Origin of the sequence: Enterococcus sp. 2STP (assembly GCF_032465635.1) — a bacterium.
GTDB classification, from domain to species: domain Bacteria; phylum Bacillota; class Bacilli; order Lactobacillales; family Enterococcaceae; genus Enterococcus_B; species Enterococcus_B lactis.
The window spans coordinates 66,143-91,804 of the sequence record NZ_JAWDJH010000025.1 but is presented as its reverse complement, the minus strand read 5'-3'; the positions used below and the strand labels follow the sequence as shown (position 1 = coordinate 91,804).

At 36.8% G+C, this 25,662-nt stretch carries 22 protein-coding genes and 1 pseudogene; all 23 read right to left on the bottom strand.

All coding sequences use genetic code 11. The annotated features are described in order from the left end of the window. The gene (locus tag RWU19_RS11995; RefSeq protein WP_316002550.1) at positions 1–900 is read right to left on the bottom strand and encodes a nucleotidyl transferase AbiEii/AbiGii toxin family protein; all 900 of its coding nucleotides are present in this window, start codon (positions 898–900) and stop codon (positions 1–3) included. Positions 901–912: 12 nt separating this feature from the next. After that, positions 913–1,509: a type IV toxin-antitoxin system AbiEi family antitoxin domain-containing protein gene (locus RWU19_RS11990; protein ID WP_002293530.1), complete on the bottom strand. Its 597-nt coding sequence runs from the start codon at positions 1,507–1,509 to the stop codon at positions 913–915. Positions 1,510–1,589: 80 nt separating this feature from the next. Beyond that, positions 1,590–1,739, bottom strand: a complete 150-nt coding sequence (locus RWU19_RS11985; RefSeq protein WP_002359413.1) for a hypothetical protein — start codon at positions 1,737–1,739, stop codon at positions 1,590–1,592. A 15-nt stretch (positions 1,740–1,754) separates the two neighbouring features. Continuing rightward, a complete protein-coding gene (topB, locus tag RWU19_RS11980) occupies positions 1,755–3,959 on the bottom strand; it encodes a DNA topoisomerase III (protein ID WP_316002549.1) in 2,205 nt (734 codons plus the stop codon). A gap of 10 nt (positions 3,960–3,969) precedes the next feature. Further along, a complete protein-coding gene (locus RWU19_RS11975) occupies positions 3,970–5,439 on the bottom strand; it encodes a toprim domain-containing protein (RefSeq protein ID WP_316002548.1) in 1,470 nt (489 codons plus the stop codon). A gap of 60 nt (positions 5,440–5,499) precedes the next feature. Next, positions 5,500–7,872: an ArdC-like ssDNA-binding domain-containing protein gene (locus RWU19_RS11970; RefSeq protein ID WP_316002547.1), complete on the bottom strand. Its 2,373-nt coding sequence runs from the start codon at positions 7,870–7,872 to the stop codon at positions 5,500–5,502. 12 nt (positions 7,873–7,884) lie between these two features. After that, on the bottom strand, positions 7,885–8,079 hold the full coding sequence (locus tag RWU19_RS11965; RefSeq protein WP_316002546.1) for a hypothetical protein: 195 nt from the start codon (positions 8,077–8,079) through the stop codon (positions 7,885–7,887). Positions 8,080–8,224: 145 nt separating this feature from the next. Next, complete coding sequence (locus RWU19_RS11960) at positions 8,225–8,560, bottom strand: hypothetical protein (protein WP_316002545.1); 336 nt, start codon at positions 8,558–8,560, stop codon at positions 8,225–8,227. Between the two features lie 11 nt (positions 8,561–8,571). Beyond that, the gene (gene mobP2, locus RWU19_RS11955; protein WP_316002544.1) at positions 8,572–10,164 is read right to left on the bottom strand and encodes a MobP2 family relaxase; all 1,593 of its coding nucleotides are present in this window, start codon (positions 10,162–10,164) and stop codon (positions 8,572–8,574) included. Positions 10,165–10,182: 18 nt separating this feature from the next. Next, complete coding sequence (locus RWU19_RS11950; RefSeq protein ID WP_316002543.1) at positions 10,183–10,605, bottom strand: hypothetical protein; 423 nt, start codon at positions 10,603–10,605, stop codon at positions 10,183–10,185. A 17-nt stretch (positions 10,606–10,622) separates the two neighbouring features. Continuing rightward, entirely contained in the window at positions 10,623–10,901 is a 279-nt protein-coding gene (locus RWU19_RS11945; protein WP_181915541.1) for a hypothetical protein, read from the bottom strand. 220 nt (positions 10,902–11,121) lie between these two features. Then, positions 11,122–11,391 carry a hypothetical protein gene (locus RWU19_RS11940; protein ID WP_316002542.1) on the bottom strand — a complete coding sequence of 90 codons (270 nt, stop codon included), beginning with the start codon at positions 11,389–11,391 and terminating at the stop codon, positions 11,122–11,124. Between the two features lie 43 nt (positions 11,392–11,434). Continuing rightward, positions 11,435–12,508 (bottom strand): hypothetical protein, encoded by a 1,074-nt coding sequence (locus RWU19_RS11935; protein ID WP_316002541.1) that lies wholly within the window; start codon positions 12,506–12,508, stop codon positions 11,435–11,437. Between the two features lie 20 nt (positions 12,509–12,528). Continuing rightward, entirely contained in the window at positions 12,529–12,759 is a 231-nt protein-coding gene (locus tag RWU19_RS11930) for a hypothetical protein (protein WP_002297493.1), read from the bottom strand. 22 nt (positions 12,760–12,781) lie between these two features. Then, the gene (locus RWU19_RS11925) at positions 12,782–13,588 is read right to left on the bottom strand and encodes a hypothetical protein (RefSeq protein WP_316002540.1); all 807 of its coding nucleotides are present in this window, start codon (positions 13,586–13,588) and stop codon (positions 12,782–12,784) included. A 10-nt stretch (positions 13,589–13,598) separates the two neighbouring features. Further along, on the bottom strand, positions 13,599–14,243 hold the full coding sequence (locus tag RWU19_RS11920) for a hypothetical protein (RefSeq protein WP_316002539.1): 645 nt from the start codon (positions 14,241–14,243) through the stop codon (positions 13,599–13,601). A 15-nt stretch (positions 14,244–14,258) separates the two neighbouring features. Beyond that, the gene (locus RWU19_RS11915) at positions 14,259–15,464 is read right to left on the bottom strand and encodes a glucosaminidase domain-containing protein (RefSeq protein ID WP_316002538.1); all 1,206 of its coding nucleotides are present in this window, start codon (positions 15,462–15,464) and stop codon (positions 14,259–14,261) included. After that, positions 15,464–17,489: pseudogene (locus RWU19_RS11910) on the bottom strand (VirB4 family type IV secretion system protein). Before RWU19_RS11910 ends, RWU19_RS11915 begins: the two are co-directional and overlap by 1 nt. Before the next feature lie 162 nt (positions 17,490–17,651). Further along, a complete protein-coding gene (locus tag RWU19_RS11905) occupies positions 17,652–18,245 on the bottom strand; it encodes a hypothetical protein (protein WP_086310176.1) in 594 nt (197 codons plus the stop codon). After that, positions 18,246–18,578: a hypothetical protein gene (locus RWU19_RS11900; RefSeq protein ID WP_316002537.1), complete on the bottom strand. Its 333-nt coding sequence runs from the start codon at positions 18,576–18,578 to the stop codon at positions 18,246–18,248. A 51-nt stretch (positions 18,579–18,629) separates the two neighbouring features. After that, positions 18,630–20,996 carry a pLS20_p028 family conjugation system transmembrane protein gene (locus tag RWU19_RS11895; RefSeq protein ID WP_316002536.1) on the bottom strand — a complete coding sequence of 789 codons (2,367 nt, stop codon included), beginning with the start codon at positions 20,994–20,996 and terminating at the stop codon, positions 18,630–18,632. Continuing rightward, positions 20,993–23,605, bottom strand: coding sequence for a VirD4-like conjugal transfer protein, CD1115 family (locus RWU19_RS11890; RefSeq protein WP_316002535.1), 2,613 nt, complete (start codon positions 23,603–23,605; stop codon positions 20,993–20,995). Before RWU19_RS11890 ends, RWU19_RS11895 begins: the two co-directional genes overlap by 4 nt. Next, entirely contained in the window at positions 23,605–25,662 is a 2,058-nt protein-coding gene (locus RWU19_RS11885) for a hypothetical protein (RefSeq protein ID WP_316002534.1), read from the bottom strand. Before RWU19_RS11885 ends, RWU19_RS11890 begins: the two co-directional genes overlap by 1 nt.

The following is a 25,662-nucleotide window of genomic DNA, read 5'->3' as shown; positions in this document are numbered from 1 at the left end:
TTATCTCTCCATTTCTCTGTTCATCTGTTGGTGTCTTTGATAAGCTAGTTTTCGCTCTTTTTCTTCGACGTGAATCACTTTTTCCATCAAATTACTAATCGAATCCATTGTCTCTTTATACGTGATCGACGCAGCATAAGGATTGCTTTTTTGATATTTCTTCCAAGTATCTTTTAGCTCGTCACTATTTTTCAGTACATCCATATCCTTTTCATAGTAAATCTTTAACGGATCAGTTTTTCCTCGACGTGTAAATGTATTTCTCACACTATCTTTCAAGGTCTTCTCATCGATCTTCTCCATTTTAGGAATAGTATAGAGATCATAAAAATCTTTTCCTCTTAAATTATCTGTTAAAAAATCAAAGGTTGCACTTAATTTTTCAGCAATAATTTGTTCTGTAGGATAGGATTCCAAAGGAATCGTTCGATCCTCAAACATCAATTTATGACTGTGAGTGATCGTTGCAGGATAGATCGAGTCACCTGTAGTAACATCTACCTTAAAATCTGGCCGCATGTTTTCCAAATGTGCCAGTACACGTAAGCTAAACCCTGGATAATAATCAGCTTCCCTCGTTTCTTTCATTCCTTGAATCTCAAATTGAATGCCTTCTTTCGTCGGCGTTGAAAAAATATCGTTTAGAACCGTTGTCAATGTTTCTTTGGTTACTTTCATTTCCCGTAAAGTCGTATCAATGTCTTTAGTTGTACGATTTTCAATGCCATACTTTGAGCCAATCAAGAAGCCGCCTTTTAACACAAAATTTTCACGATAAGGAGACTCTGAGATTTTTTCCAAGAATTTTTCCATCATAAAATGTCTTAAAACAAGCTGCGGATCAACTTCTTTTTCTCTAGAAATATTCTTCACTTTTGCTTTTAATTGCGTAGGTGTCATGTGTATTCTCCTTTAATTTAAAGCCATAATATAAGAGCGCATCGTTTTATCTGTTGGCAAAATTCGTCGATACTCATTCAATTTTCTAAGATTTTTTCTGTCCGACTCCATGTAGTTTTTGATTGCTTTTACTTTGATTTCATCCTCAACGTTATACCAGGGATTCCAAATGTCACACAAGGTTCTTTCTGGATCATAAGCTATAACAGGATTCCCATAGCGACTCTTTATTTCGATCTTGCCTAATTCATACCATTCCGCTTTTGAATAGTGTAACTCAACCGCGAATTCCTTCAACCCCTTTTCAGAAACGTGATAACCGTAAGGTACGGTTAGATCGATCTGTCTAGGGATCATATCCGTTAAATCATATAAATCCAACGCGGTGATATGCGAAATAATGCCGCGTTCATATTTTTTTTGCGCCATAAACAATTCATCAGGAAATTGACCAGGTAAGGTGAAAAAACCTGGATACTCTCGATCCAGCTCCCCTCGATCTACCATACGTTTGATCGTAACAGGAGAAATGCCCGCTTTTTTAGCATCCTTCAAAGCCAAAGTTCCATTAAATTCTTCTAGTAGCTTATATACCATTGCTTTTGTCATTTTCTCCCTCCTTTGTATACGTATAAACTTATAAATATAGTATAACATAAGTTTATACGTATACAACAGTCAGGAATATTTTATCGATCTAATTCGATTTCTTTTTGAATCCTCTGCTGGTTCTTCAATTGCTGCAGTCTTCTTTTCTTGGCACGTAATTTCTCTTGTTCTGAACGAATTTTTGCTTTTTGATTTTCGATTTCTTGTTGTTTGTGTGTTGTATTTCGCATAAGATAACCCCTCCATTATTTTGTAGTGCGGCGTGTTCTTTTCTTATAGTTCGTTTTTTTCTTTTCAGAAAATTCAAAGCTCGTTGTGAAGTTTTCTTTTAGAACAATCGTTGCTTCAAACGAACCCTTTTGACCTTTTAATCCTTTCACTGGTTGGCTTGTTCGGCCTTTTTGAATGATCTCCTTCAGCTGTGTCGCTGTTAGTTTCTTTTTGGCAATCGTTGTCCAACATTTAAAATCACAGGCTTCAGACGTACAAGCTGCCACCTTTTGATAGAGTAAGACTTCTTGTTCCTGGCATTTTGGACAAGTTCCTAAATGACGCGCGGCTTCTTGCTTTTCACTGGCTGCTTTCACTTCTTGTAACGTCGATCCAAAATCAGTGGTTTGGATTTGCCCTGGTACGACTTCCAATAAGTGAGAGACAAATTTTTGGATATTGGCTAGAAAAGTGGTTTGTGTTCCTTTTCGTTCACCGATCTTTAACAAGTAGCTTTCCCATTTGGCGGTCATTTCGGCGCTCGTAAGTAGCGGCTCTTTTTCCACAGCTTGGCAAAGCAAAATCCCTTTATTCGTCACTACGAGCTTATTTTTCTCTACCTTGATATATTCCTTTTGTTTCAAAGTTTCAATAATATTCGCCCGTGTCGCTTCTGTACCGATTCCTTCTACTTCTTTCAATATGGATTGCGCTTCTTCACTATCCACGGTTTTCCCAGCTGTTTTCATCGCAGTGATCAACGTACCTTCGGTATAAGGTTGTGGTGGCTTGGTTTCTTTTTCAAGGACTTGTAGATCTACCGTCACCGTTTCTCCTTTTATCACTTTAGAAAGTAGCGGTTCTTCTTCCTTCTCTTTTCCGTCGCTCTCTTTGCCAAATAACTTCTTCCAACCTAGATCTATCGGTACTTTTCCGATTGCCTTTAACTGAAGCTGCTGAACTTGCGTCAAGATCGTTATTTCTTCATAAGTATATTTTTCCGCAAACATGGCCACCGTTGTTTTTAACACTTGTTCATAAATGGCCTGCTGCAGTGGACTTAATTGTTCAAAAGCCGCTGCTGACATAACCGTTTTTGTAGGAATGATCGCGTAATGTTCCTGGACTTTCTTATTATTCACATACCGACTATTCGGTGTATGAATAGGGGTTGGAATTTCTTCAGCCCTCAAAAAATCCTTGTATTCGTCTAAGTGATCCAACAGATACGCATATTCCCCTTCCGTAATATAAGGGGTATCCGTTCGCGGATAGCTTAGATATTTCCCTTCATACAACCCTTGCATGGCTTCCAAAGTGTCTTTGGCACTAGCTTTCATGAGTTGATTCATTTTAGACTGAAGGCTAGATAGAGAAAAAAGACGTGGACTTGCCGCGCTTTTTTTCTCTGTTTCAACTTGGCGAATCAAGCCTGGCTGTTTTCCCAATTGAACCCCCTTTTCTTTTAAATAGGCTTCAAATGCTTCTTGCGTCGCTTGGGTTTCATTCGGATCAAGCTTCGCATCAAATGTGCCAATTTGAGTGATTACTTGGGCTTTTCCTTCAAAATATGGTTCTTTCTTGAAGTTTCTAATCTTTTCCTGCAATTGATAAATCATGTAAAGCGTTGGGGTTTGGACTCTGCCTAAGGAAAAGCTTCCTGGTATGCCTTTTTGCTGCAAGAGTAAACTATACAGTGGGCTGCCGTTCATGCCGATCAACCAATCGGCGATCTGGCGTGCTTGTGCTTCTTCAAATTTTGGATAGGTCTCTTCTGCGTCTCGTAACTGTTGGAATCCTTGATAAATGGCTTCTTTTTCTAAGGAGTTGATCCAAAGTCTTTTAAAGGTCTTTCCTTGATTGGCGCCTGCTTGTTGAATGATTGACCAGGCAATCAGCTCCCCTTCACGATCGCTATCAGTCGCGATCACAATCGTATCAGCTGACTGCAGCTGTCGTTTGACGACACTAAACTGCTTTTTCTTATCTTTAGGAACATGATAGTGGTATTGATTGGGGAAAATAGGCAAATGTTCTAATACCCATTGTTTCCATTTTTCATCGTACATATCGGGCGAATCTAACTCGACTAAATGACCAAAACCATACGTGATCACAGTTTCTCCTGTAAACAATCGATCTTGGATCTCAAAATACCCATCTTTTCGGGTAGCTTTAAAAAAGCTATCGGCATAAGCCTTCGCTTGTGACGGTTTTTCTGCTAAAATGACGGTTTTCATAGTGACGACTTCACTCCCTTTCGTGTTGTATGCCTTGTTGAAACAACATCGCACGTTTTTGCTTTCTGATTTCTTGTTGCTGGATCTCATGCTTCAATTGATCATTCCAATCCTTTTTCACTCCAGGTACAAATTCATGTTCATGCTTTTTATAGCCTTTGTAGTATTGTTCTGCTTTATAGGAAAGAAGGATTCCTGCATTAACGTCTTTTATGTTGGCTTTTCTACTATAAAAACGATCAAAGTTGTATGTTCCATCTGCGCGTTCACATACTTTCAGTTCCTTCGCGACCGTGGTACATGATTCTTTCAAATCAATTGTTTCTATTTGTTCGTCCTTCGCCAACATCTTTCCAAACGTAGATTGAACATCATGAGCAGACACCAATTGATTTGTCAGCTGTAAATTAGTTTCAGTTTTGTGTATGGCCATAATTGCTTCAGGTTCAACATTCATTTCTTTTGCGACTGCTTCATAAGTAGCTTTGTATTCTTTAGGTACTTGCCAATCATTTGGAATTCCTCGCTCACAACGAATTTTCTTATTGGTAAAAGGATCAACGATTCCCTTCAGCTGTTCTTTTTCATAAAAAATATGTCCTGCACGATCATTGTCCACACATACTTCAATCGATTGAGGAAATGTTTGTTTTCGACTTAATTCAGAAATCGACTCTTCAACGTAATGACTGATTACATGATGTTTTAACCCGTCCATCGAAACTAACCAGGCATCTTGTAGTTTCTCCCGATTCAATGCAGCGTAACTTAACAGATCAATACTACTTTCAAAGAATTTTAAATGCTTCGGATCGCCTATTTTTAAATTAAATCCATGATTTGGCGTAGGATTCTTGTCAATATGTTTATACGTTCCCCGTTTACCGAAACGATTAAAATCGACGATCGTTCCTTGATAACTTGCCCCTACTGTCTCTTTTGTCTGTGAATCTTTCCATAAAAAAGCAACCGCATGATCTAAACGGTCGTCTCCAACTAAAAAATTTTGCCGTTCATGTTTCGGCTTTAGTTCAGCAATTAATCCTTCTTTTTCTGCATAATCAATCAGCCAATCGGGCAATTTTCGTTCTTCCTTCAGATAACTTCTTCCTTTTTCCGTGAGTGGTTGATAATCAATCGGGTGATCTTTGTACTTTTCTGTCTCAAAATGAAGATTCTCCACGCGTTCGAGTTTATTTTCATTTTTCAGAATAAAGTTTGTTGCTGCTTTGAAGCGTTCTTTTTTATCTGTAATTGATGGATCGACAAAAAATAGATCTGCTAGGTCGATAATATCTCCATGAATATTACGACTGTTCCAGCTAAAATACTGCTTTTTCCGCTCAAAAACAAAAGAAAGGTGATCCTCTAATCGATAATCATTTCCTTTATTAACAACAGCTAAACCATTATTTCTTGCAAAATCTACAATATCAATTTGTTTGCATCGATCAATGAGACTCATTTTTTTCTCTGTCATTTTCAAACCTCCCAAAAGAAAAAAGACTATCCATTTTTCAGATAGTCTTTCTTGCTTGTTTTATACGCGTTCTTTTTGTGACAATTGTTGTTCATAATAGATTTCATTTTTTCGTTTGGCCACTTCTGACACTGTCTCAAGTGAAAATCGGAATGGATTTCCTAGCGCAAATTCTTCTGAAGGTAACGCCGTTTGGATCTCTTTTCCATAACTTTTTCCTTTTAAAATTACTTGATTATGCTGCGGATCTTCAATAAACGCCGCATCCTTCAAATGTAACGTTCGACCCGTATCTTCTTCCATTACTTTCCCGTCTTTCTTGTCGATCCAAAGTGAACCAACAGGAACAATATTCTTTTGTTCTGCCGTTTCTACAGTATTTTTATGCTCCTGCTTCACTTCTGCTGGTTGGATCTCTGGTTCTCTTTCTCTGTATTGATTGATTTCATTAGAAATGGTTTGAATGAATTCATTTGCGACACGGCTGACATCATTCATGATTTTCCCACGTTCCGCAGCTTCCTTATCGTCCAACGTCTGACCATTCTTCGTCCATGCTGCAATATAAGGAATAGCTTTCTCCGACGTGTCCATTCCAAAATGTTTGCACACAATATAAGAAGTCATTTCTGCCTGCAATTCTTTAGTTGCGGTATCTAATTCTGAAAATTTGTGCATTCTTGCATGGGCTAATTCATGAATACTTGTAGCTAAATGCTGCGTAGGAGTATTTCGAGTATTCATGACGATTTCTTCTTCGCCAGTAAATTCGTTACGAACATACGCCCCACGTGCTTGTCCTAACTCTCCTTGATAAACTTCACTTTCCGTCATATCTCGAATTTGAATTCCAATATTGTTGGCTACCGCTTGAATCCCAGCTTGAAGTTCTGACTGCCCTGTTTTATCCAATTGAAAATCAAAGACACGGTTCGGGAAGATTTTCGGATAGTCTTCAGGTTTTAACTGAGTTTGTGTGATATCAAACACTTTTTCAATCGTGTAGTAAGGTTTTTTGATCACTTCGATTTGACCACTTTCGATTCGTTTTTTATCTTCTGGTGTAGCTTCTGTTTCTCGAACAAAGCCACGTCCTTTCTCATAAAATCCTTTGACCGTTTTTCTGACAAAGATCTTGTTCCCTTGTTCCCCTTTTTTGATATAGATTCCTTCTTTTTTCAACGCGGCACGACCTAAACAAGCCGTTGCACCTGGAAATTGTTCCTCAATCAGTAACTGATTTCTAAAGGATCGTTCTGGAAAACGAGACATAAAGTTCAAAAGTTCTTTGACGTCTTCAGGAGAATGGGTATGTTTTTTCACCGCATCCAGTGCCTGTTGCGAAAGGGATTTAACTTCTTGTTTAATCTCTTCTGCCGTTCGTTTTTGATAGCCCTTTTGTTTTGTTTTTGTTTCTTTCGACTGCATTTGTTCTTTCGAAACAGGTTCATTTTTGACCGATTGTTTTTGTTCCTTCTCAGGTACTTGTTCGCACAATTTTGCTAACTCTAAATAGATTGGTTGATTACTGTTGACGCCATCCCCTAGATCCATTCGGATCTGATCGACTACTTCTCCGTTCTTCACTTCTTCAAAATAGAATTTATAATAACCTGCTTCTGCGGCGTATTGGTTATCCAATGTTTTGAGTTGATCGATCAATTCGAATGTTACGATCTCCCCACCGTAACTTTTCAATCCTTTTTCTGGATCATTTTCGTTGAATTCTACTCGATAAAAATGATCGTTTTCTTTCTCCTTCAAAGAATCAGTTGGTACAGCCTCTTCAAGTAATTCACGAACAGCTGCTTTTTCCTCTTCCGACGTGGCTTGGTATTTTTTAGATTCCTCAAATTCCCCGTTTTCATTCAGTTCTAAAGCGACTTTTCGATAGCCTTTCAGAAAATAAATGGTCGGTTTTTTTTTCCATTGCGTCACTCGTCCACTGTCAATGATTGCTTGTACTTCAGGAAGAAGGTTTTCTTTTCCTTTTTCTGATCTTTCTTTCAGCTGTTCTAATGTTTCCAATTTCCGTTGGTATTTTCGGATCGTAGCGGCTGAAAAAGTCGATTCACCTTTTTCAAAGCGTTCGATTTCTTCTTTGATTCTTGGAATATTCTCAATCGTCATATCCAGTCCGCCGTACTTGTTATAACCCATTTCCTTTAGCTCTTCTTGTCTTTCAAGTTTTTCTACCTGTTTTTCTTGTTGCTTGATCTCTTCTCTCAGACTATGCACTTTATTTTCGATTCGCTCTTGTTGCCTAAACCAAGAATGCCCATTTCTCTTATCGTTCATTGGTTGACCGTTGGTCTTTCTTTGGTGTTCAACCATCTTTTCAATTTGTTCGTTTAATTCATTTTGCAATCGTACTAATTTTCTTTTTGATTTTCCCAAACGACTATTGTCTAGTGGTTCTTTTTCTTCTGCCATGTCCGTTTCCTCCTAAACAAATGGATAATCTTCTGCCGCATCGACGAACGTCTTCGTAGTCAGATTTAACGTTAAAATATCGCCACTTTGATAAGCTTTTGCCGCTTTGTCTGTGACGACAAAAGCTCTGTCCGTTTGAATTTCTGTCACAAAAACGAGATTGTCTCTGCTTTTTTCAACAACAACTCCAATCGTTGAATGAACCATTTCTGCTTCCTCCCTTCTCTTTCTTTTGATATAATGTAGTCGCAAATCGCACCACTCAATGAATTGGCGGAAAACAATTCATTGAAAAAAAGAGTCCTGGACAATTACGTTCAGGACTCTTTTACTTCTTTTATTCACTTAACAACTAACATTCTGTGAGTGAAATAGACTCTTCAATGCTTTTACACGGGAAGTTATTAATCCCCTCTTCATTCATTTCCCAAGTAGTATAATAAGGCGCTAACTTGCCCTCATATTCTTGAATGATAAAATATTTTTCACCCTTCACATGATTACAACAGTACACACCAGTAGCTGGGTACTCAACGACTAAAAATTGATTTGGATCAAACTGTTCGTTTCTCAACATTTCTCTTATCTGGAACAAATGCTCTTTTTCTAAACAATCGGGAAGTTGTTCGATTCGGTCTTCTTTTAGTGATCCTTCTATAACTTTCCATTGATCTAAATATTGTTTCATTGCTATTCCTCCTACTGTCTTTCTTGTTCCATTTGGATTCTTCGTTGTTGCTCTTCATATGCTTTGCTTGCGTGGTATTTTTCTTCATGGGCATTAATCGTTCGATTTAATTGACGCAAGCTACGCTGCGTAACAACTCTTTGTTGGAATTGTTTCCTGCGTTTCATGAATTCTTCGTAACTATACTTGTATTCATTCGTTGGCAACTGTTTAAGTGTTTGAAAGGTTCGTTCATTGTAAACAGATTGAAGCTGATCGACACCTTCTATTAACGGTTTTATTTGACTATCCTGTCGCTTTAGTTCTGTTAGGATGGCATTTCCTGTGCGCTTTTTTAAATCAAAGAGGGCATTTTTCTCTGCATCCTTTGATTCTCTCTTGCTTTCTCCGTAAAGACTTTTTGCTTCTTCTTTCAATGCTTTTGAAATCTGTATATATTCTTGATATCCAGGTTCTTTTGTTAAAACATATTGGGTTAAATCATCGAGTTTCTCTCTTGTGTATGGTGAAAGTTTGGTTCGATTTTCATCCCCATAATTCCATTCTGAACGCTTTTTAGGTAAGGTTTTATATACTTCATTTAATAAATTCATTGCGTGTCGATCATAACGCACTGGCTCTTTCACCACTTTTGTTAAGGTGTTACGCAAATCACTTTTCCGCGTCAACAAATTTCGTTTCTCCATGACAATCATTCGGTCTTTTTCATAAGAAAAACGTTCTAACTCATGTACATAATTAGTCTTCATTGCGTCTAATGTTGCTTGCCTTCTCTTTCCTTTCGGTACAACATAACTCACCCCATTTTCAACTTCAGTGTAAGGTTTACGCGTATTTTCTTTTTCAACAACAGCAAAATGAATATGGATATGTTTGGTATTGCGGTGAATCGTTGCCATCCAGTAGCCTGTTTCATTCAGTTGCTCTTTCTCGAATAATGTCTCCATCATTTTCCTTCCAGCTGCTTTTAAACCTTCTTCATCTAAAATATCTGTTTTGGGATCGTACAATCCTATTTTTTCAAGATACGAATTATCATGAGAGACAACATCTTGATAAATGATTGAACCTTTTTGTTGTCCTCTTTGGAAGATTTGCTTGATCTCCTTCAGATCACTTCCTTTCACTTCGTCTGAAGCCATAGAAAAAACTCCAGGAAGATTTCCTGAAGCTTTTTTGTGTGGCTCTGTTTGATATTTTTTTATTGCTTGGTTCAAGTGTTTGTATTCTTTTTGTTCACTTTGTGTAAGTTCTTTCTTTTGTTCTAACGCATAGTGACGTGTCATATAAGAAAGATATTTGGTAAAATCTTGTTCTTCTAACTTGTCAAAGTTGATCCCATTTCCCATCAACGATTGAGCTTCATTCGACGTTTCACTGAATTCTTTTTCAGTTTTACTCTCGGAAAAAGTTTCTCCTTCAGGAATATAGAAATCATTCAATGCACTTTTTATTCGTTGCAATTCTTGTTTTTCTTCTGGCGTACGTCGTTCTATTTCTTCAAGAGCCTGTTCCCTGGTCATATAGTCAATGTAAGTAGAAAATGACTTTTTATTCGGCAAAGTAAATTGACAAGTGAGAACCACTGCAGGCGATTGAGTCATTAGTATCCTCCTTCATTTTTATCTTTTTAAAAACTTTGTTGGATCAAATGGATCTACTCTGGCATGAACAGATTCATTTATTGGTTTCTTGATCTTAGGAGAATATTTCTTTGTTTGATTGGATTTAATTTTCCCTTCCACACGTTCTTTTGCTTCTTGATAAACAGTTGAATTAGTACCAATTAATATTCCTGTATCTTTCAAATGAATATCCGCAAACTCTGAAACCATTTCTGTTAAAATAGAAATTTCTTTTCCCATTGCATTCAACTTTGCATTCGTCATATTATTATTCTTTTCAATTTCTGGGTCGTAATTCATACATAAAAATCGAATTGCTTCAGAATAGTTTTTAACCGTAGGTTGAGTTTCCATAATATGTTTTAAAACTTCATCGTGCGCTTCATAAAATGTAATATGCTTTTCTATCGCTTTAACCATAGAGCATTATCTCCTTCCTAATGCGCGATTAATATTTCAATTAAATTCTTAACCTCGTTCGTGTATGCTTCCAAAACTTTTGTATTATGCAGCTGAACATCTGTAAATTTTTCCAATAAACGATCAAATTGATCTTTCTTGTAGTCCATTAAAGGACGCTCAAAGTCGTTTTCAATCAATAATTTTAAGTAGTCATTTCTGCTCCATTTTGAGTCTGTTTTTGTCCTTAACTCTTCACAACGTTTATCAATTTCATTAATGTACTTGGTATTAATATCTCTGATAATGATATCCATATGATTCTCCTTTTTACATTATGGATAGTCTATGGATGGTATCCATAAGCTATCCATAATATGGTTGTTTGCTATCCATAGACTATCCATGAAACTCAATTTTTGATATCAGATTTTTCCCTTAGAAACGTGGTAGGCACAGCCTACCTAGCACCTTTCGTAAGAAAGTGATATTACGTTTCCTTATGCTCTTTACAAAATAAGGTGTTTAAATGGAATTTTATGTTTTAGATTCCTTGAATTGTTCCCACTCATCAATCAATTGGCTATAAGTAGCCATTAATTTTTCTTGCTTATGTTGCTCTCGAATCGACAAAAAATCAGTTTGATTCGTTAATTCTAAATATTCTGTTCGGTATTGAATGTTCATCGTACCCGTTTTACTACATAGTAACTGATTATGATGTTCTTTCACTTTGAATAACTGCTCCTTCTTTAAGATTTTTAACTCCGTGCCAACTATAAGCACAATTCTGTAAAGAAGAATCATTTTCAAAAGATTCTCCTTATTTATTCATCTTTCATAGGAAGCTCTAAATCACCACTTTTCCTAAAACATATGGTTTGTTTTGTTGATTATTACTCCCATCTAACCTCAATTTCCCAATGCCATATCGTAGACTTGCTTCAACTTCATAAAAATTGTAGACCTCTTTTCTTCGGTCGATTGTTTTCGTCTCCTGTCCATCTTTTAAAGTAGATCTGATGCCCTTAACGGTTACTTCATGGATACTCGTGTGAACGATATCCGTATGGATCAACTCCTCATACTTTCCAAAATCAACGTAATACTCATAGCCGCTCAGCGTCGGAATCAGATCAATAACCATTTCTTTTTCGATTGATCTTTTAATGAGTTTTATAAATACACAACCAAACAAAGTGAGAATAAAGCCTACTTCAAACAAATACATATATCCATTTATAAATTGATCAATCGTCGTTAAGAAGTTCTTTATCCCCTCTACCGTTTTTCCAGATTGTTCGAACCGATCTGTTAGAGTCGTTAACATACTGCCTAAGATAAGTAAGTCCAATAAACTTTTGAAAAGTTTACTCATTGTTAAATTTTGCCTGATAAATTGGACGAGTAAGTAATTAAAAATAGAAAAGCACATGACACACATTAATGTCATTACTGCCGTGAAAATATTTGACGCCGCGATCTGTTTTGGCTCACTTAACAAGTAATAGGCCACCCCATAGACCACCACCAAATAGCCGATTAAAGTAACCATAAGTGAAGCCATATAAATAAAAAGTTTTCCTATTGGCCATAATTGCAATGCCCAAAATTCCTTTCGTTTGCTATTTCTTTTCAAAGGAAGCCATGTGTGTTCGATCCAGTCATTGGATTTTATTTCGATTTCTTCCTTAAATTCTTTCTTCTTTTCTTGCCAATGAGGGGACATAATTTCGTTGAGCTGTATACATAAATAAAGTAACATGACACACGATAACGTACTCATTAACCCCTTAAGTAACAGATCTTCGTCAGAGAACAAAAGAAAAAGCGTTCCGACGATCACGGACACACTGACGAGAAACCCAACGATAAATAGGGCGATATAGCTAATCCATAAAAACTTTTGATACGTTTTTTTCACATAGAACCCACCTTAATTTTTTATTTATTATCAGCTGTAAAATATTTTTTAGCAGCTATATATAGAGATTCAAAAGATCTCAATTTTAATGTGTCTAAATTCTTTCTACCATTTTTCAGTTCAGATATTGTCGTGTTAGACAAATTCACTTCTTGACATACATCTTTGACTTTTACAACTTTGAGATAGGCTTTAATCAATACTTTCTGCTCAGCGAAAATATCTTTGCCGACCAAGTTCGCTCGCTTCATTTCTTTCACTCCACCTGTTCTACTAAATATTTTCTTTTGTCATACGATCAATTTTTTCTTGAAGTTTTTGAATGATCTCTTCTTGATCTTTCATTTGCGTTTTCGATGTTTCAATTTCTTGCTGGTAACCATTAATCTTATTTTCAGTATTTTCCTGATCATCTGCGACTTGATAAGGCAACTGATCTTTTAATTTCTTCACTAATTCTTCATTCAAATCTATGGTTGCTTGGAAAGATTCAATTTGTTTTTGTGCTGCTTTTTGTTCTTTCTTGTATCCTTTCACTTTGTAATTGATCGAATGTTGTTCATAATCTTCGTCTTTCACGTGATCTTTGACCTTATCTTCGTGAATATAAAAAATCAGATCTTGCGGTTCTTGCATATCCACCTTTGGATCAATTTTTTCAGGAATAATGGTTAATCGCATAGCAATATATTCTTCTGGTACATGCGATAGCTTCACTGCAAAATAATCATCAGACACCTTAATCACTTTGGCTTTTATTGCTTGATAATCCCCTTTAGCTGTCTTTACTTCTACGCGATAATTAAGATTAGCCAGTTCTTTTAATAAGCTTTGATCTTCATCGTCGATCGCAAATTCAAAAACTAATTGCTGGTTCGCTCCTTTTTCTTTTGAAACCATCGTCAGTTCCTTCGTGTTTAAAAATGCGTTCGTGCTTACCTCATCTGGTATGTCTACCTTCTTATGCGTATAAATCGGACTAGCAAGAATTAAAAAGCCGAGAATCATAAAGATTCCCAGCCATCTAAGATAACTTTTCCGTTTTTTGAAACGTTGTCTTGCTCCTTTTTTCTTACTCATTTTCTTCCTCCTAACGAGTGAAATGACTAAAGTCTGTGACTTTCCATTGACCATCTACTTGTTTTTCAGTGACAGTTAATCCACCTTTTATTTTTTGCGGTTTGACATCTTTGAATTGAGGATTGCAGATTATATAATCAACAAATACGACAAAATTTTGTTCCTCTTTTACACTGCTTGTTTGAGCGTAAGTTTGCACGTCACCTAATGTAAAGGAGTAACTTCCGTAATCATCATGTTGGTGATCATCGTCTGCAGGACTTAATTTGTCGATCACTTCTTGGGTTGCTACATCTTTTAGTTTTTCCGTTAATTCATTTTTACTTAATGATTTATCAATGGCCAATTTACCAAACTCTTCTGCCGTCTTTCTTTGTGCTTCAGTTACTTCCTCTTTTGCTTTTGTGCCATCTTGTTGCTTCAGCTGATCGATTTCTTGGTTTTTCTCATTGATGGTTTGATTTAACTTGTCGATCTTCGCCTGTGCCTCAGAGGAATTTTTTTTGAGCTTCTCAGACGCGTTTTTAGCCACTTCTTCAATTTTATAGGTATTTGTCGCTTGTTCCTCTTTCAGCTGCCAAAACAACGCGATATTGCCGATTAAACTAACGCTAATTGCAGCTGTTAAGACGATTTTTAAAGTTTTATTTTCCATATTTTTTCTCCTGATCTATTTTTTGCTGCTATTCAAAAATGGTAATGGATCGATCCATGTACCATCATCTGTGAATGCGTGTCCTTGTGCTTGACGCCAATCCATGCGAGTGAAGCCTAAATGCAAGTGTGCTGTATCTCGTATCCCGATTACTTGACCAACTTTCACTTGATCGCCTACTTTCACACGAGAATTTCCTGTACTATTTGCAAATTCTTGATACACCATATTCAAGCCATCGTAATTAATCACGATCACACACGCGCCCAAACCTGAAATACCAGGATTGCCAACGTACACGACTTTTCCGCCATGAACCGCATGAATCTCACTTCCTGGATGATCAACTGAACCAAAATCTAATCCGTCATGGAAACCATTTGGTCGGAACTCTCCCCCTGGATTCGTTCCAAATAATTGCCCACCGCTAAAGGAACTTTTATCTAAACTGCTGCCAGGGAATAGATTCGTCCATTCACCAGTAATTGTGCCATTATCATTACCACCTTCACCCCAATGTTTCTTCGCGAATTCATCATATTCGGTTAATTTATTAGAAGTGATAATTGACATACACCCTGTATAATACGGACTATCTTCAGTAATTCCTGCAGCGGCATAACCGCCTCGTCCTAAGATCAATAAGCTTGCGCCAGGGCTTTTATTTCCTACACAAGCATTAAAATTTGATTGTGTGGCTACCATAAATCCGTAATATGAGAAGGCAGCTTTTGAGTTGGGAAACTTCATGTACCAGCCACCTTCAATGCCACCAATTCCACGCGCAGTTCCTTTTGGAAATAAACAGCCATCGAACCAAGTAATCCCAAAATAATTGAGATCATTTCTTGCAGACGCCGACGTACCAAACGCTGATTCATAACCGTATTGCGAAAGGATCACACTTGGTAATAATTTATACTTCACTGCTGCACCTACAGCATATTGCGCAATCTCATCAGAAAAAGGACCTCTTCCTTTGATTTCTTTATAAATGGGTAATCCTTCCGAATATTCTCCTGTAAAAGCTTCGCCACCACTACTTGAATCTGAATCAGAATTATCAATCGAACCCGCCGCAAGTATTAAAAATAGGGTCACGAACACCGTGATCAAAATAGTTATCAAACCTGCAGAAGTACCAAACAACCACAAAAATAAGCGTCGCTTTACACGACGCTTAACATACTGCTTGATTAAACTTTCATTTTGGTTTTCCATTATTTTCCTCCATCAAACAATTTTAATTGACGTTTGTTCGGACTAAAATGAACACGAATGGTTTCTTTTGAGCCAAAATTGATCACAGCGTCTCCTTGATTTTGTTGAGGAATGGATTCTAGTTCTGAGTTCGTCATTGATTTACCAACTAATCCTTCTATATGACGTAAAATAGATTCATCCATACGCATAAAAATCTTCGTAGAAGAAAATTCAAAGACTTTCTTCAGTTTCGAGAAGTTATCAGAAGACATATTTTCTGGCACCATTTCTTGGGGGGGATTGTGTAGCTAAAACAGTCATTGCTTCTACTTTACGCATTTCTCGTTGAAAGTTTGTGACATAATTTACCGTTTCAATAAAATCTGGATTAATCGCATTATGGCACTCATCAATCATCGCCAAGAAGCGTTTGAAGTCTTGTTCTTCCATTTGTTTTTCTTTAATTAAACGTCGTTGTCTTCTTCCTTGAATCAATGCCTGATTCCAAATCAACGTCATAGCCATGTACATTTGACATTGTTGTACCCCTCGATCTAAGCCTGTAATAGAGTCAATGTCAAAAAAGACCAACTGTTGTTGGTCAAGGTGTCGAATCGTACTATGACCATCAAAAATCATGCCGTACGTCTCACATAAGGATTCTACGATGGATTCCATTTCTTCTTTTCGATTCTTTTTCTCTTGGGAAGCACCTGGTAATTCCAGTTGTCCTAAAAAGTCTAAAAATTCTTTGAACGTCGGATAAGCTTCTGGATCTTTACCTGTGACTTGCGTATCAGTATTTAAACGCGAATTTGAGGAAGTAAAGCCGCGTGGTACTGTTCCATACTCTTCATAAAAACGATTTAAGTAGGTCTTAAATTCTGCTTTCATCGTTCCTTTTAGCTGAGGACTCACTAACTGTACCTGATAGACTACTTTGTCTAAGTGCGTTTGATAGGACGCTGCTTCATTGATCTTCAAATCTTTGACTGATCCATCGTCATATAACCTGGATGCTTCATCATACGTCCGTGTGGCAAATATCTCTAAAGGATTGATCATCCCGTCAGATCCGTCTAAACGCACCATAATACCGTTATATTCCTTTAAGAAAGGAATAAAGTCTTTTCCCTTTTCAAAGCCCCAAATAAAGTCTCCTGCAGCTAAATGGGCTTCCGCGATCATTTTAAGAACGGTCGATTTACCAGCTCCCATCATTCCTAGAAGCAAGGTATTAGTAGACAACCGTACACTATTTTTATACGTTGCATTCCAGACAAATGGGCCGCCTGTCATGGTTTCCCCATATTGTGTGCCTCCTGGATCTTTTAGCGTTTGGTGGTGGAACGGGAAACCTCCGCCAATGTTTAACGATGGTAGTGATTGCCCTTTGATATTTCCGAACCATTCAGCTTGTTCATCAAACATGGTAAACATCGATTGCCAATCTCGTTTGGTTTTATGCAGATAAGTCACCGCACGATAATCCATTCCTTTGAGATTTTCGATCAGTTCCTGCGCTCGTTCATCTACTTCTTGAATCGTGTTTCCGTAAACATGTACTCTCACTTTGACTTGCTTAGAAATTTCACCATTAGAAGTCAATTTTCGAGCATATTCTGCTAGTTCCAGGTATTCTTCTGCGCTTTTATTTCGGTCAGTCGCTTTTCGTTCGTTATCTGATCGATCATTTAATTCATCTAAGGCACGATTGATTTGATCAATCACTTTTTGCTTTTCATCTGTGCTAACATCTAGTGTGGCCACTGTATGAGGATTGTTCATGAGATTGGCCAACCAAAAAAGAGCAGGATTTTTTGTGTAGTGATAAACTGTCACACACCGTGAATAACCATTTCCATAGGTTACATACTCTTCATCGAAATTTAATCCACCTTGTGGCAACACTTGTTTTAAAAAATCTAAATCATATCCTTTGGATTTTAAAATTTCTATTTCCCGATTTCCTAGTTGCTTTAATGGATCAAGTACTTTTTGATCATTTTGTGGTGAAAAAGCTGTTTTAATCGCTTCTAACATGTACAGTCACCTCTTCTTTTTTGATTCTCTACTTGGTTAAAAGATTGCCCTTTTCCCAACTTACCCAGGCTTAAAGTGTGAGGAAATTTTCTAGTGATCTCTTCCTTCGGAACATCTTTTTCTAACCATATCAACGGATATTTCATTCTCTCTTCTCCATTCCTACTCATCATTCATATTGTTCATTCGATAAAGAATCTTGATCAATTCTTTTTTGTAGAGTGGTTTTAACCCTAAAATGCCACTAGATCGCATTAACTGACGGTTTCTGGTTTGTAAATCCTTGATTGTCTTTCCTTCAATGATGAAAAAGAAGCTTAAGTCAGGACGTTCTTGTTCTGCTCGTTTCAATTCCTGGATTTCCTCTACTAATTTCTTTTCATATTTTCTTAATCGCTGTAGATTTCTTCCTAAGGATTGTTCCATACGATTCTTATCTAATAACTGCCGCTTTTGTACGATTTGTTCCGTTAGATCCGTCTCTGTGGTCAAACTAACTAACTTAATTGTTGGCACATACGTACGCATGACGGTGGTTAACTGATTCATTCGTTCCAGTTTCTCTTGTTCATTTAATCCTTCCACATCTGTAGAAACTACACGATAATAACGTTGAAAATGATCTTCTTTAGTAATTAAGACTCCCTCTTCTGTACAGGATTTATAAGGAAATAAGTCCAAGATAGAGCGTTCTTCTGGTTTTCCAAACTGCAAAATGGATTTTCTGTCAACTGAATTTTGACCTTTGACTCGCATTTATTCATCCTCCTTATACGTACCATGATAATTTCGGTTAGGATCTAACGCATGATAATGGTTCTTGTCCGTAAAAAAAATAGACTCGATAATCGCAAAAATCTGGCGTTGACCTGGGTTATTATAGGGTCGCCAAACAATCACTAGAGCTATCGCAATCCATAAGCCATAATTCAAGAGTGCAAAAAAGAGTGGTAAGTGGACAAGATTATTGACTATTTTCGCCCAAAAAAAGCAACCACCCAGCGTTAATAGATCTAAAAATAAAAAGGCGAAAAACTTCCATTCCCCACTAAATCTTGGAGGATTTTTCATGTTAATATATTTATCCATAAACGATTTCTCCTTTTCATACATAGAAAAAAGGCCTAACTCGTAGGCCTTTTATGGTTTGATATCCTTCAATAATTGTTCTTTCAATTCATTGTTCCTGTTTTTAGTTTCTCGTGTCACATTTATTTTTGTTGGTGCAGTAAATGCCACATTTGCTGGCTTGTAACCCGTGTGAACTTTTTGAATAGGTTGTGGTGCAGCTTCTCTTGTCACAACATTTTGAACGGACGCATTCCCTGTCTCCCCACTTTCAGATAAATTGTAAGAAACAGTTGTCAGATTTCCATTTTCAGGCAAACGACTTGGTTTCATTTGAACATTACCTGCAGTTGATTGATGAACAAAACTTTGATCATTCTCCTTGAATTGATTCAAACGACTATCTTTCATTGGTAAATTTTGTGTCTTAGGTAAACCAATTTTCGTTGATTTTTCAGTTCCAACTTCGATTCCATTATCATTTGGCAGATCGATGGAATCATCATCCGTTTGTACTTCTTGATTTCGTTTTGGTAAATCTGAAATGCGCTTTTCATTTTCAGAATTAATGTTAGATTTATAACGATATTGTTCTGGATCTGTTTTTGGTAATTGACCATTTTGTTCTTCTTCTGAATTTTCGTTAGAATGCGATCCATCTTGGTGATCTTTGGCTGAAGAAATCGCTGCACCTTCTTGATTTTCTTTTTCACTTGTTGTATTTGCCTTCACTGCTGCATTGACTTGTCCTTCACCATACGCATCTTTTAGCCCTTCTTTGACTTCTGAAGCTTTTTCTTTTTGTTTTTCTAGTGCTTCGGATGGATTCTTCACAGCTTCAGCAAATTCTTTGGCTCTCGTGCCGTCTAATTTCTCTTCTAAGGTGTCTTTGGCTTTTTCTGTAAGATCTTCAGCTGTTCCTTTTAACCCACGTTCATTGACGTAACCAAGACCTTCTGCGGCTTTAGAAACACCATTCTTCGCTTTCCCAAACATTTCCGAAACTGTCTTTTTACTATTTGGCACAGTTGGCGCTTTATCGTCTGGTTGTTCTTCCCCGTTATCAGGAGTAACATCTTTTCGACTGCCAAATCCATTTTTACGAATATCATTTAAATTGCTTAAGCCACTCTTACCAGCACTTGCAAGGTTTTTAGCCCCGCTGCCTACATTTTTCGCAATATTTCCTAAGGCAAACATGCTAAGAAGAGAATTGCTGCCGTTTTTCAGACTCGTATCAACACCGAAAATCTTCGTAACTGATTGAGAGCCTTTGAATAGCGCAATGGTTAGTACAATTAAACCAACAACATACAAGAATCCATTGATCTTTCCTGCCGCATGCAAATCACCGATACCTGAAAGCATTAATGTGTAGATTCGTAATTCTAAAATCGTAAACGCCAATAACAGGAAGGATTGAGAAATATCTTCTATAGCACTTTTCATCCGTTGGCCTGTCTCAAAGTCCGTTGACGCGGCAATCACTAAATAGAATTTTTTAAATACCAGCTCAATAATGCAAGTAACGATCGTAAATAGGATAAATAAATAGGCCACCGCCAAAGAAGATTCACCAGCTAAAATAATCCCTGGACTACTAATGTATCGACGATACCCTGAAGTATATACATATTTTGCTAAGCCTTCATCATTAATTTTAACAGGGATTTCTTTTCCATTATCATCTAGTTCCAGTCGGTATTGTAACGCTCTTAACCGATCCTTTTGTAAATCTGACAATCCACTTTTATCACTATCCGCCATTTCAGCGGCTTGATCAGGAGTAATAATCCCATTGATATTCGCTGTTTTAAAATTTTTCGCTGTTAAAGCATTTCTTTTGTCTGTTGGCAAGGATTCTACTTTATTCGGGTCAGTTGCTAGTAATGTACTTACATCGATCACATTATTTTGAATAATTTGAAAAGCAGGTGAACCCGTTTTATCTGCTTTATTTGCTGCAGTGACGTCTCCATAAAAGTTTTTACTGATATTTAACCCTTCATCGATTAAAGAACTACCACCAAAAATCAAGATCATGGCCATAAATAAATTAACCAAGATATTTTTGACTTTTGGTGGGTGTTTACTCATAAAAAATTTCAAGCCTAAATAAATTAATGTGACGACACAAAAAAGGGCCAATACCTTACTAATCAAACTTTGAAACAGTTCATTAACACCAGCAGCGTTCAATAAGTCTTTTAAATCAAAGCTTTGATAAATAGTTTTTTCTAGTAAAGTATTGAGATTATATAACCCTTTGATCAATCCCCATAAAAAAGTATTACAAATCCAACTGAATACATCTTGATACTGCAGATAATTACCATAATCTTGTAAGACTTTTGTTACGGTTTTGGGGTCTGCATCCCCTTCTCCAAATAAACCTGACCACCAGTCGGCTATGCCAGAAAAAATTCCTCCAATGATCATTCTTTCACCACCTTTTCAGATTCCAATAACAATCGTTTCCCAATCATTTCAGAAATTTCTTCATTTTTGATCAACTTTTCAACATATTCTTGAAGACGATCCGTTGCTTGTTCTTCGTAAAATTGAATTAATAATTTTTGGGCTGTCTCATTTTCAAGAGATTGAACAATTTTATAGAACATGTTTTCTTCGATTTTTTCTCCCAATTGTTCATGCAGTCCATGATAGAGATCTCTAGCATCTTCATCTGGTAAGAAATAATCATAATCAATCTGTAAGGACTTCAAATCGAGATCTGCGTGAGTACAATAAATATCAATATCATGAATGGTTCGACCTAAGGTATCGAAATCTTCAAGATATTGATAAGCATAAGGACTATTGGATTTTTCAGAATTAAAAATTGGATACGGCCTTATCTTATTCCCTTTTAGATCTCGCCGTTTCAATGGCGCAAGTACAATCGTTTCTCCTTCTAAAAAAGTAGAAATTCTTTCAGGAGTTAAGATACGATCTGAATCAACATTACGATTGATATGTGTATTCATACCTAAAGAATTTACAGTACTATTTTCTTGTTCAACCGTTTTATTTCCTACTTTTTTAGAGAATTCTTCAATGGTGTTATCGTCTGTAGACATAATATATACATGTGTTTGACAATTTTCTTTGATAATATCTGCATTATCTTCCCCATACTTCGCACGTAGTTGTTTATATGATTGAATAAATAGATCCCATAACATATTACGACCTGCCGTAACTGTCATGATTCCTTCCATGTTATCCATCGCTGGCATATTCCCAAATTCATCTAAAATGAAATGAATTCTTCGGTGACATTTATCACCTTTGGTCTTAACACATTGCGTGGATAACTCTTTATATAACTGGCTCAGAAAGATACTAACTACGATGTGGTTAGATGGATCATAATCAGGTGTAAGCATAAAAATAGCCATTGGCTTGTCGGTATAGTGCATCCGAATAGACTCTACTAGTAAGGTACTTTTACTTTCATCTTGTGTGAGAACCGCTTCTTTTTCCCATTCTGGCAAATGGGTTTCTCCCCTTTTTTTTCGATAAACGATATTACCCTCTTCGTCCCTCAATTCTCTTTGAGAAAATTCATACCAAGCAACATATTCTTTTCTTTGGTGATCATACTTTAAACAAACTTGATCCCCCTGCTCTAAATGACAATCAAAGTTGATTTCACAAAAACCTCGATAACCAACTTTTACTCGTTCTTCATGAAATTTCTTTCCTTTATGATAAAATTCCACTACGATTCGTTGATTTAAAAGACTTTCATGTAATTTCAAATCCAAATATTTGGGAAAACCAACCGATTTATAATCAATGGTTGATTGAGAAGTCATTTTCGCAATTTTTGTTAGGGTAAATGGATTCAATCCTGTGATCGCTGTTGATAGAATATTGCCTTTTGCTTTATCAGAACCAATTTTTGTTGCCCCATATTGTTTTTTCGCTAGATTTCCAGGTGGTAACTGATTCATAAATTCATCTAAAGCATTGAGTTGCTTAAATTCATTAGTAGGATCTTGATAATTAAAACCGCCAATTTCAGAAAGAAGCTCAACAAGATTATTGGGTGTTAATTTGGAGTAATCTCCTGTTTGATCGGCTTGTTCTAACAACGCAAAAATAAGCGCATTGACAGCTTTCTGCGCGTTTTCGTTAAAGTATTTGTTATCTGAAGCATTGGCATCATAATAAATCGTATTTGTAAATGTATTTGCTAGTTGCGTAGCGGTATCCACGTCTCCTCGTTGCCAATATTTCACAATTAAAGCCAAAGGATTATCACTCATTGACTGTAACGGTTCAGTTAGATTATAAGCATAAACATCATAGCCTCTGACTTCTAATTCGTCTTTGCTGGCTACATACAACTCATTTTTAGGATCATTGACAACCATTGAACTTTGTTTTTCTGCACGAGACAAATTATCAATAGTTGCTAATACTTCAATTTGTCCTTTCCCTGATCGAGAAGTACCAACAATACAAGTATTAACGGTATCTGTTTGGATATACCAATATTTTTTATAGTGAGTGATAGGAATGCCACCATATCCAGGGAAAGTACCTTTCGCGTCTGGTATTTGAGGATAGATTTGTTGAATCTCTTTTAGTGTCATTAACCGATTATCCCCTTTTTGTCCATCCGCTAGCGGACGAAACCACATGTCCATTTTCAAGCCCATAAGGACAGCTGGAACAACACAAATCGTAGAAACAACTAAGCGTGTACCTAAACTCGTTGCTGGGGTCAAAGGATTCCAAAAACCAGCTGAATCAAAATGAAAGACCTGTGGCATTTCCTGTAATTGAAACAGATTCACTCCTTGTAAGCTTCCTTGAATGATTTCAAATCGACTGAAAGCTTCAGGTATTCTTGTCACTAAATAATCTAAAGGGAGATAGACTAAACCGCTATACATTAGTTTTTGTTTGACTCGCTTATCATGCTTACCTGGTAATCTTTCACCTGCTGGTGCATAGCGATAAAAATGTGATAGATATTTCTTTTTTTCTAAATTAAAAGGCTTGTCTTTTCGTTTCGTTGTTTCTCGAATCCGCATTATTTCACCTCATTTGATTCTGAACTTTCGGAAGAGTTTGATTGTACAGTTGAATCGCTTGATCCTTCTTTGGTCTTATTAGAATCACTCTCTTTACTGTTTTCCATACTTGGCTCTGTTGTTGACTGATTGGTACGATTCAACAATTCTTCTAATTGTTGTTCATACTCTTTTCTTGCTTGTTCCTGGGCTTCTTCCTTGATTGACTCCGTTGTGGCTACAGAATCAGCCTGTGAAGATTGATTGATATGATTAAAAGCAAATACTGTCCCTCCACCTAGAAGCAAGCTTAAACTTGCAATACATCCCACCATCCATCCGTTAAAGGAACGCTGTGGGGAAGGAGTTAGATTTGTTTGGTTGTTCATTGGCGTTTGAACAGCAGCTACTGAAGGCATTGGTTGAGGTTGTGCTAGATAATTTAACTGTGCTTGTCGCAATGTATCCATTTGTTCTTGACGTTCCTTACGAGCAGCTGCTTCTTTTTCCTTTTCTTGCTCTAATCGTTGTTTTTCTATCACCATTTTTTGTTCCGCAAGATCCTGCTCACGTTTTTTTAGTTCTAATTGTTCGCGCTCTTTTTCTTCTTGCCGTTGTTTTTCTTCTTGTTCTTTCAATTCTTGTTGTTGAATTTCGTACTCTTTTTTCCATTTTGGAATTTGTGTTTGTAATTCTTGCTGGATCTGTTCGTGTTTTTCCATGAGAGCTTCAGCCGTTATTTGATACAGTTTATTCAGTTGCTCATTTAATTCTTTGCTAATCTTTAGCTTGTCTGTACGCAAACCTCGATAAAATTCTTCTTTTCGTTCTCTTATGCGTTCTTTTAACAAGTTTTCTTTTTCTTTTGATAACGCTTCTTGATTCGTCTGAGTAAAATTGTTGATCTTTTCTACACACAAGGAATAAGCATTGTCGCGTTTCTTTTCGTACCGCTCTTTGATTTTTTGTACTTCTTCTTCAATCACTTGCTGTTCTTCTTTATTTAGTTCCTCTTTTGCTTTCTCCCAATTGGAAGACTGTTCCGCCGCATACTCATTAATTTCTTGATCTGTTTCCTGTTGGCGTTCTTCAAAGGTGGCTAATAGATCTTCTTGTGCAAGCTCATGCCAATTTGTTGATTGGACAGACTCTAACTGTTCTAAAAGTGTGCCTTTCCCCTGTGAAATTAATTCTTCTTTACTCTCTAAAAAAGCTTGATAGGTTTGGGGTAATTGATATTTCGAATAAAGCTCATTTAAAAATAATTGATTTTTTTCTTTCATCCATTCATGCTCTGGCGGATATTGATCCAAAATATAATCAAATACAGTTGCCTTTTGTATCTCAGATTCGTTTTTCTCTACCTCTTCACTGATAAGTGGTTCAATATATTCCTGAGAATCCCCTTCAGTCCATGTTGGCTCTTCATTCGCTTCGACTGGATCAATCTCTACTTCGGTCGTCTCTTCCATTGTTTCTTCAAAGGGATCTCCATCCAATTGATCCATTACCTCGTTCTCTTCCTCAAATATCGATTTCTGAGTCGGAATATCAGCTTGTTCGTCAACATTGTCTGTCTCTTTTTCTTTTGATTCATCCTTTGGAAAGATTGGGCGTTCCCATGGAACTTCTTCGTTTACTTCGACTTCACTCACTTGATTCACTTTTCTTTGGTCGCTCTCTAGCTCTTCTTCTAACACTTGTAGCAATTTTTCATTTCGATAAGACTCTTCCACACTCATGGTTTCATCCGTTTCCTTAAACACATCAAGGCGGATCAAATCCATCAATGTAGGATAGAAACCTTCTGAAATTTGATAATCCAGCGGTCCAAAAACGTATTCTGTACCAGCTTTCTCTATTTTTCCTTCTGTGTCATGTAACGTGAGAGTCAACTTAACAGAAGATTGACTTTCTTGTTCCAGTACTTTCCCTAACACATGTAGTTGTTCTTCCGTTTCAATGACAGAATATTTCATTGTTTTTGGTAAAAAAGAAATCCGCTTTCCTACTTCTTTCGTTGCTTTTTTTATTAACTCTTTATCTTTTTTGGTATTGCCTGCAATCGTAAAGTACAT

Bases quoted from the DNA above. Each gene is read 5' to 3' on its own strand.
- RWU19_RS11995 (WP_316002550.1), bottom strand. From the start codon at position 900: ATGACACCTACGCAATTAAAAGCAAAAGTGAAGAATATTTCTAGAGAA.
- RWU19_RS11990 (WP_002293530.1), bottom strand. From the start codon at position 1,509: ATGACAAAAGCAATGGTATATAAGCTACTAGAAGAATTTAATGGAACT.
- RWU19_RS11985 (WP_002359413.1), bottom strand. From the start codon at position 1,739: ATGCGAAATACAACACACAAACAACAAGAAATCGAAAATCAAAAAGCA.
- topB (WP_316002549.1), bottom strand. From the start codon at position 3,959: ATGAAAACCGTCATTTTAGCAGAAAAACCGTCACAAGCGAAGGCTTAT.
- RWU19_RS11975 (WP_316002548.1), bottom strand. From the start codon at position 5,439: ATGACAGAGAAAAAAATGAGTCTCATTGATCGATGCAAACAAATTGAT.
- RWU19_RS11970 (WP_316002547.1), bottom strand. From the start codon at position 7,872: ATGGCAGAAGAAAAAGAACCACTAGACAATAGTCGTTTGGGAAAATCA.
- RWU19_RS11965 (WP_316002546.1), bottom strand. From the start codon at position 8,079: ATGGTTCATTCAACGATTGGAGTTGTTGTTGAAAAAAGCAGAGACAAT.
- RWU19_RS11960 (WP_316002545.1), bottom strand. From the start codon at position 8,560: ATGAAACAATATTTAGATCAATGGAAAGTTATAGAAGGATCACTAAAA.
- mobP2 (WP_316002544.1), bottom strand. From the start codon at position 10,164: ATGACTCAATCGCCTGCAGTGGTTCTCACTTGTCAATTTACTTTGCCG.
- RWU19_RS11950 (WP_316002543.1), bottom strand. From the start codon at position 10,605: ATGGTTAAAGCGATAGAAAAGCATATTACATTTTATGAAGCGCACGAT.
- RWU19_RS11945 (WP_181915541.1), bottom strand. From the start codon at position 10,901: ATGGATATCATTATCAGAGATATTAATACCAAGTACATTAATGAAATT.
- RWU19_RS11940 (WP_316002542.1), bottom strand. From the start codon at position 11,391: ATGATTCTTCTTTACAGAATTGTGCTTATAGTTGGCACGGAGTTAAAA.
- RWU19_RS11930 (WP_002297493.1), bottom strand. From the start codon at position 12,759: ATGAAGCGAGCGAACTTGGTCGGCAAAGATATTTTCGCTGAGCAGAAA.
- RWU19_RS11925 (WP_316002540.1), bottom strand. From the start codon at position 13,588: ATGAGTAAGAAAAAAGGAGCAAGACAACGTTTCAAAAAACGGAAAAGT.
- RWU19_RS11920 (WP_316002539.1), bottom strand. From the start codon at position 14,243: ATGGAAAATAAAACTTTAAAAATCGTCTTAACAGCTGCAATTAGCGTT.
- RWU19_RS11915 (WP_316002538.1), bottom strand. From the start codon at position 15,464: ATGGAAAACCAAAATGAAAGTTTAATCAAGCAGTATGTTAAGCGTCGT.
- RWU19_RS11905 (WP_086310176.1), bottom strand. From the start codon at position 18,245: ATGCGAGTCAAAGGTCAAAATTCAGTTGACAGAAAATCCATTTTGCAG.
- RWU19_RS11900 (WP_316002537.1), bottom strand. From the start codon at position 18,578: ATGGATAAATATATTAACATGAAAAATCCTCCAAGATTTAGTGGGGAA.
- RWU19_RS11895 (WP_316002536.1), bottom strand. From the start codon at position 20,996: ATGATCATTGGAGGAATTTTTTCTGGCATAGCCGACTGGTGGTCAGGT.
- RWU19_RS11890 (WP_316002535.1), bottom strand. From the start codon at position 23,605: ATGCGGATTCGAGAAACAACGAAACGAAAAGACAAGCCTTTTAATTTA.
- RWU19_RS11885 (WP_316002534.1), bottom strand. From the start codon at position 25,662: ATGTACTTTACGATTGCAGGCAATACCAAAAAAGATAAAGAGTTAATA.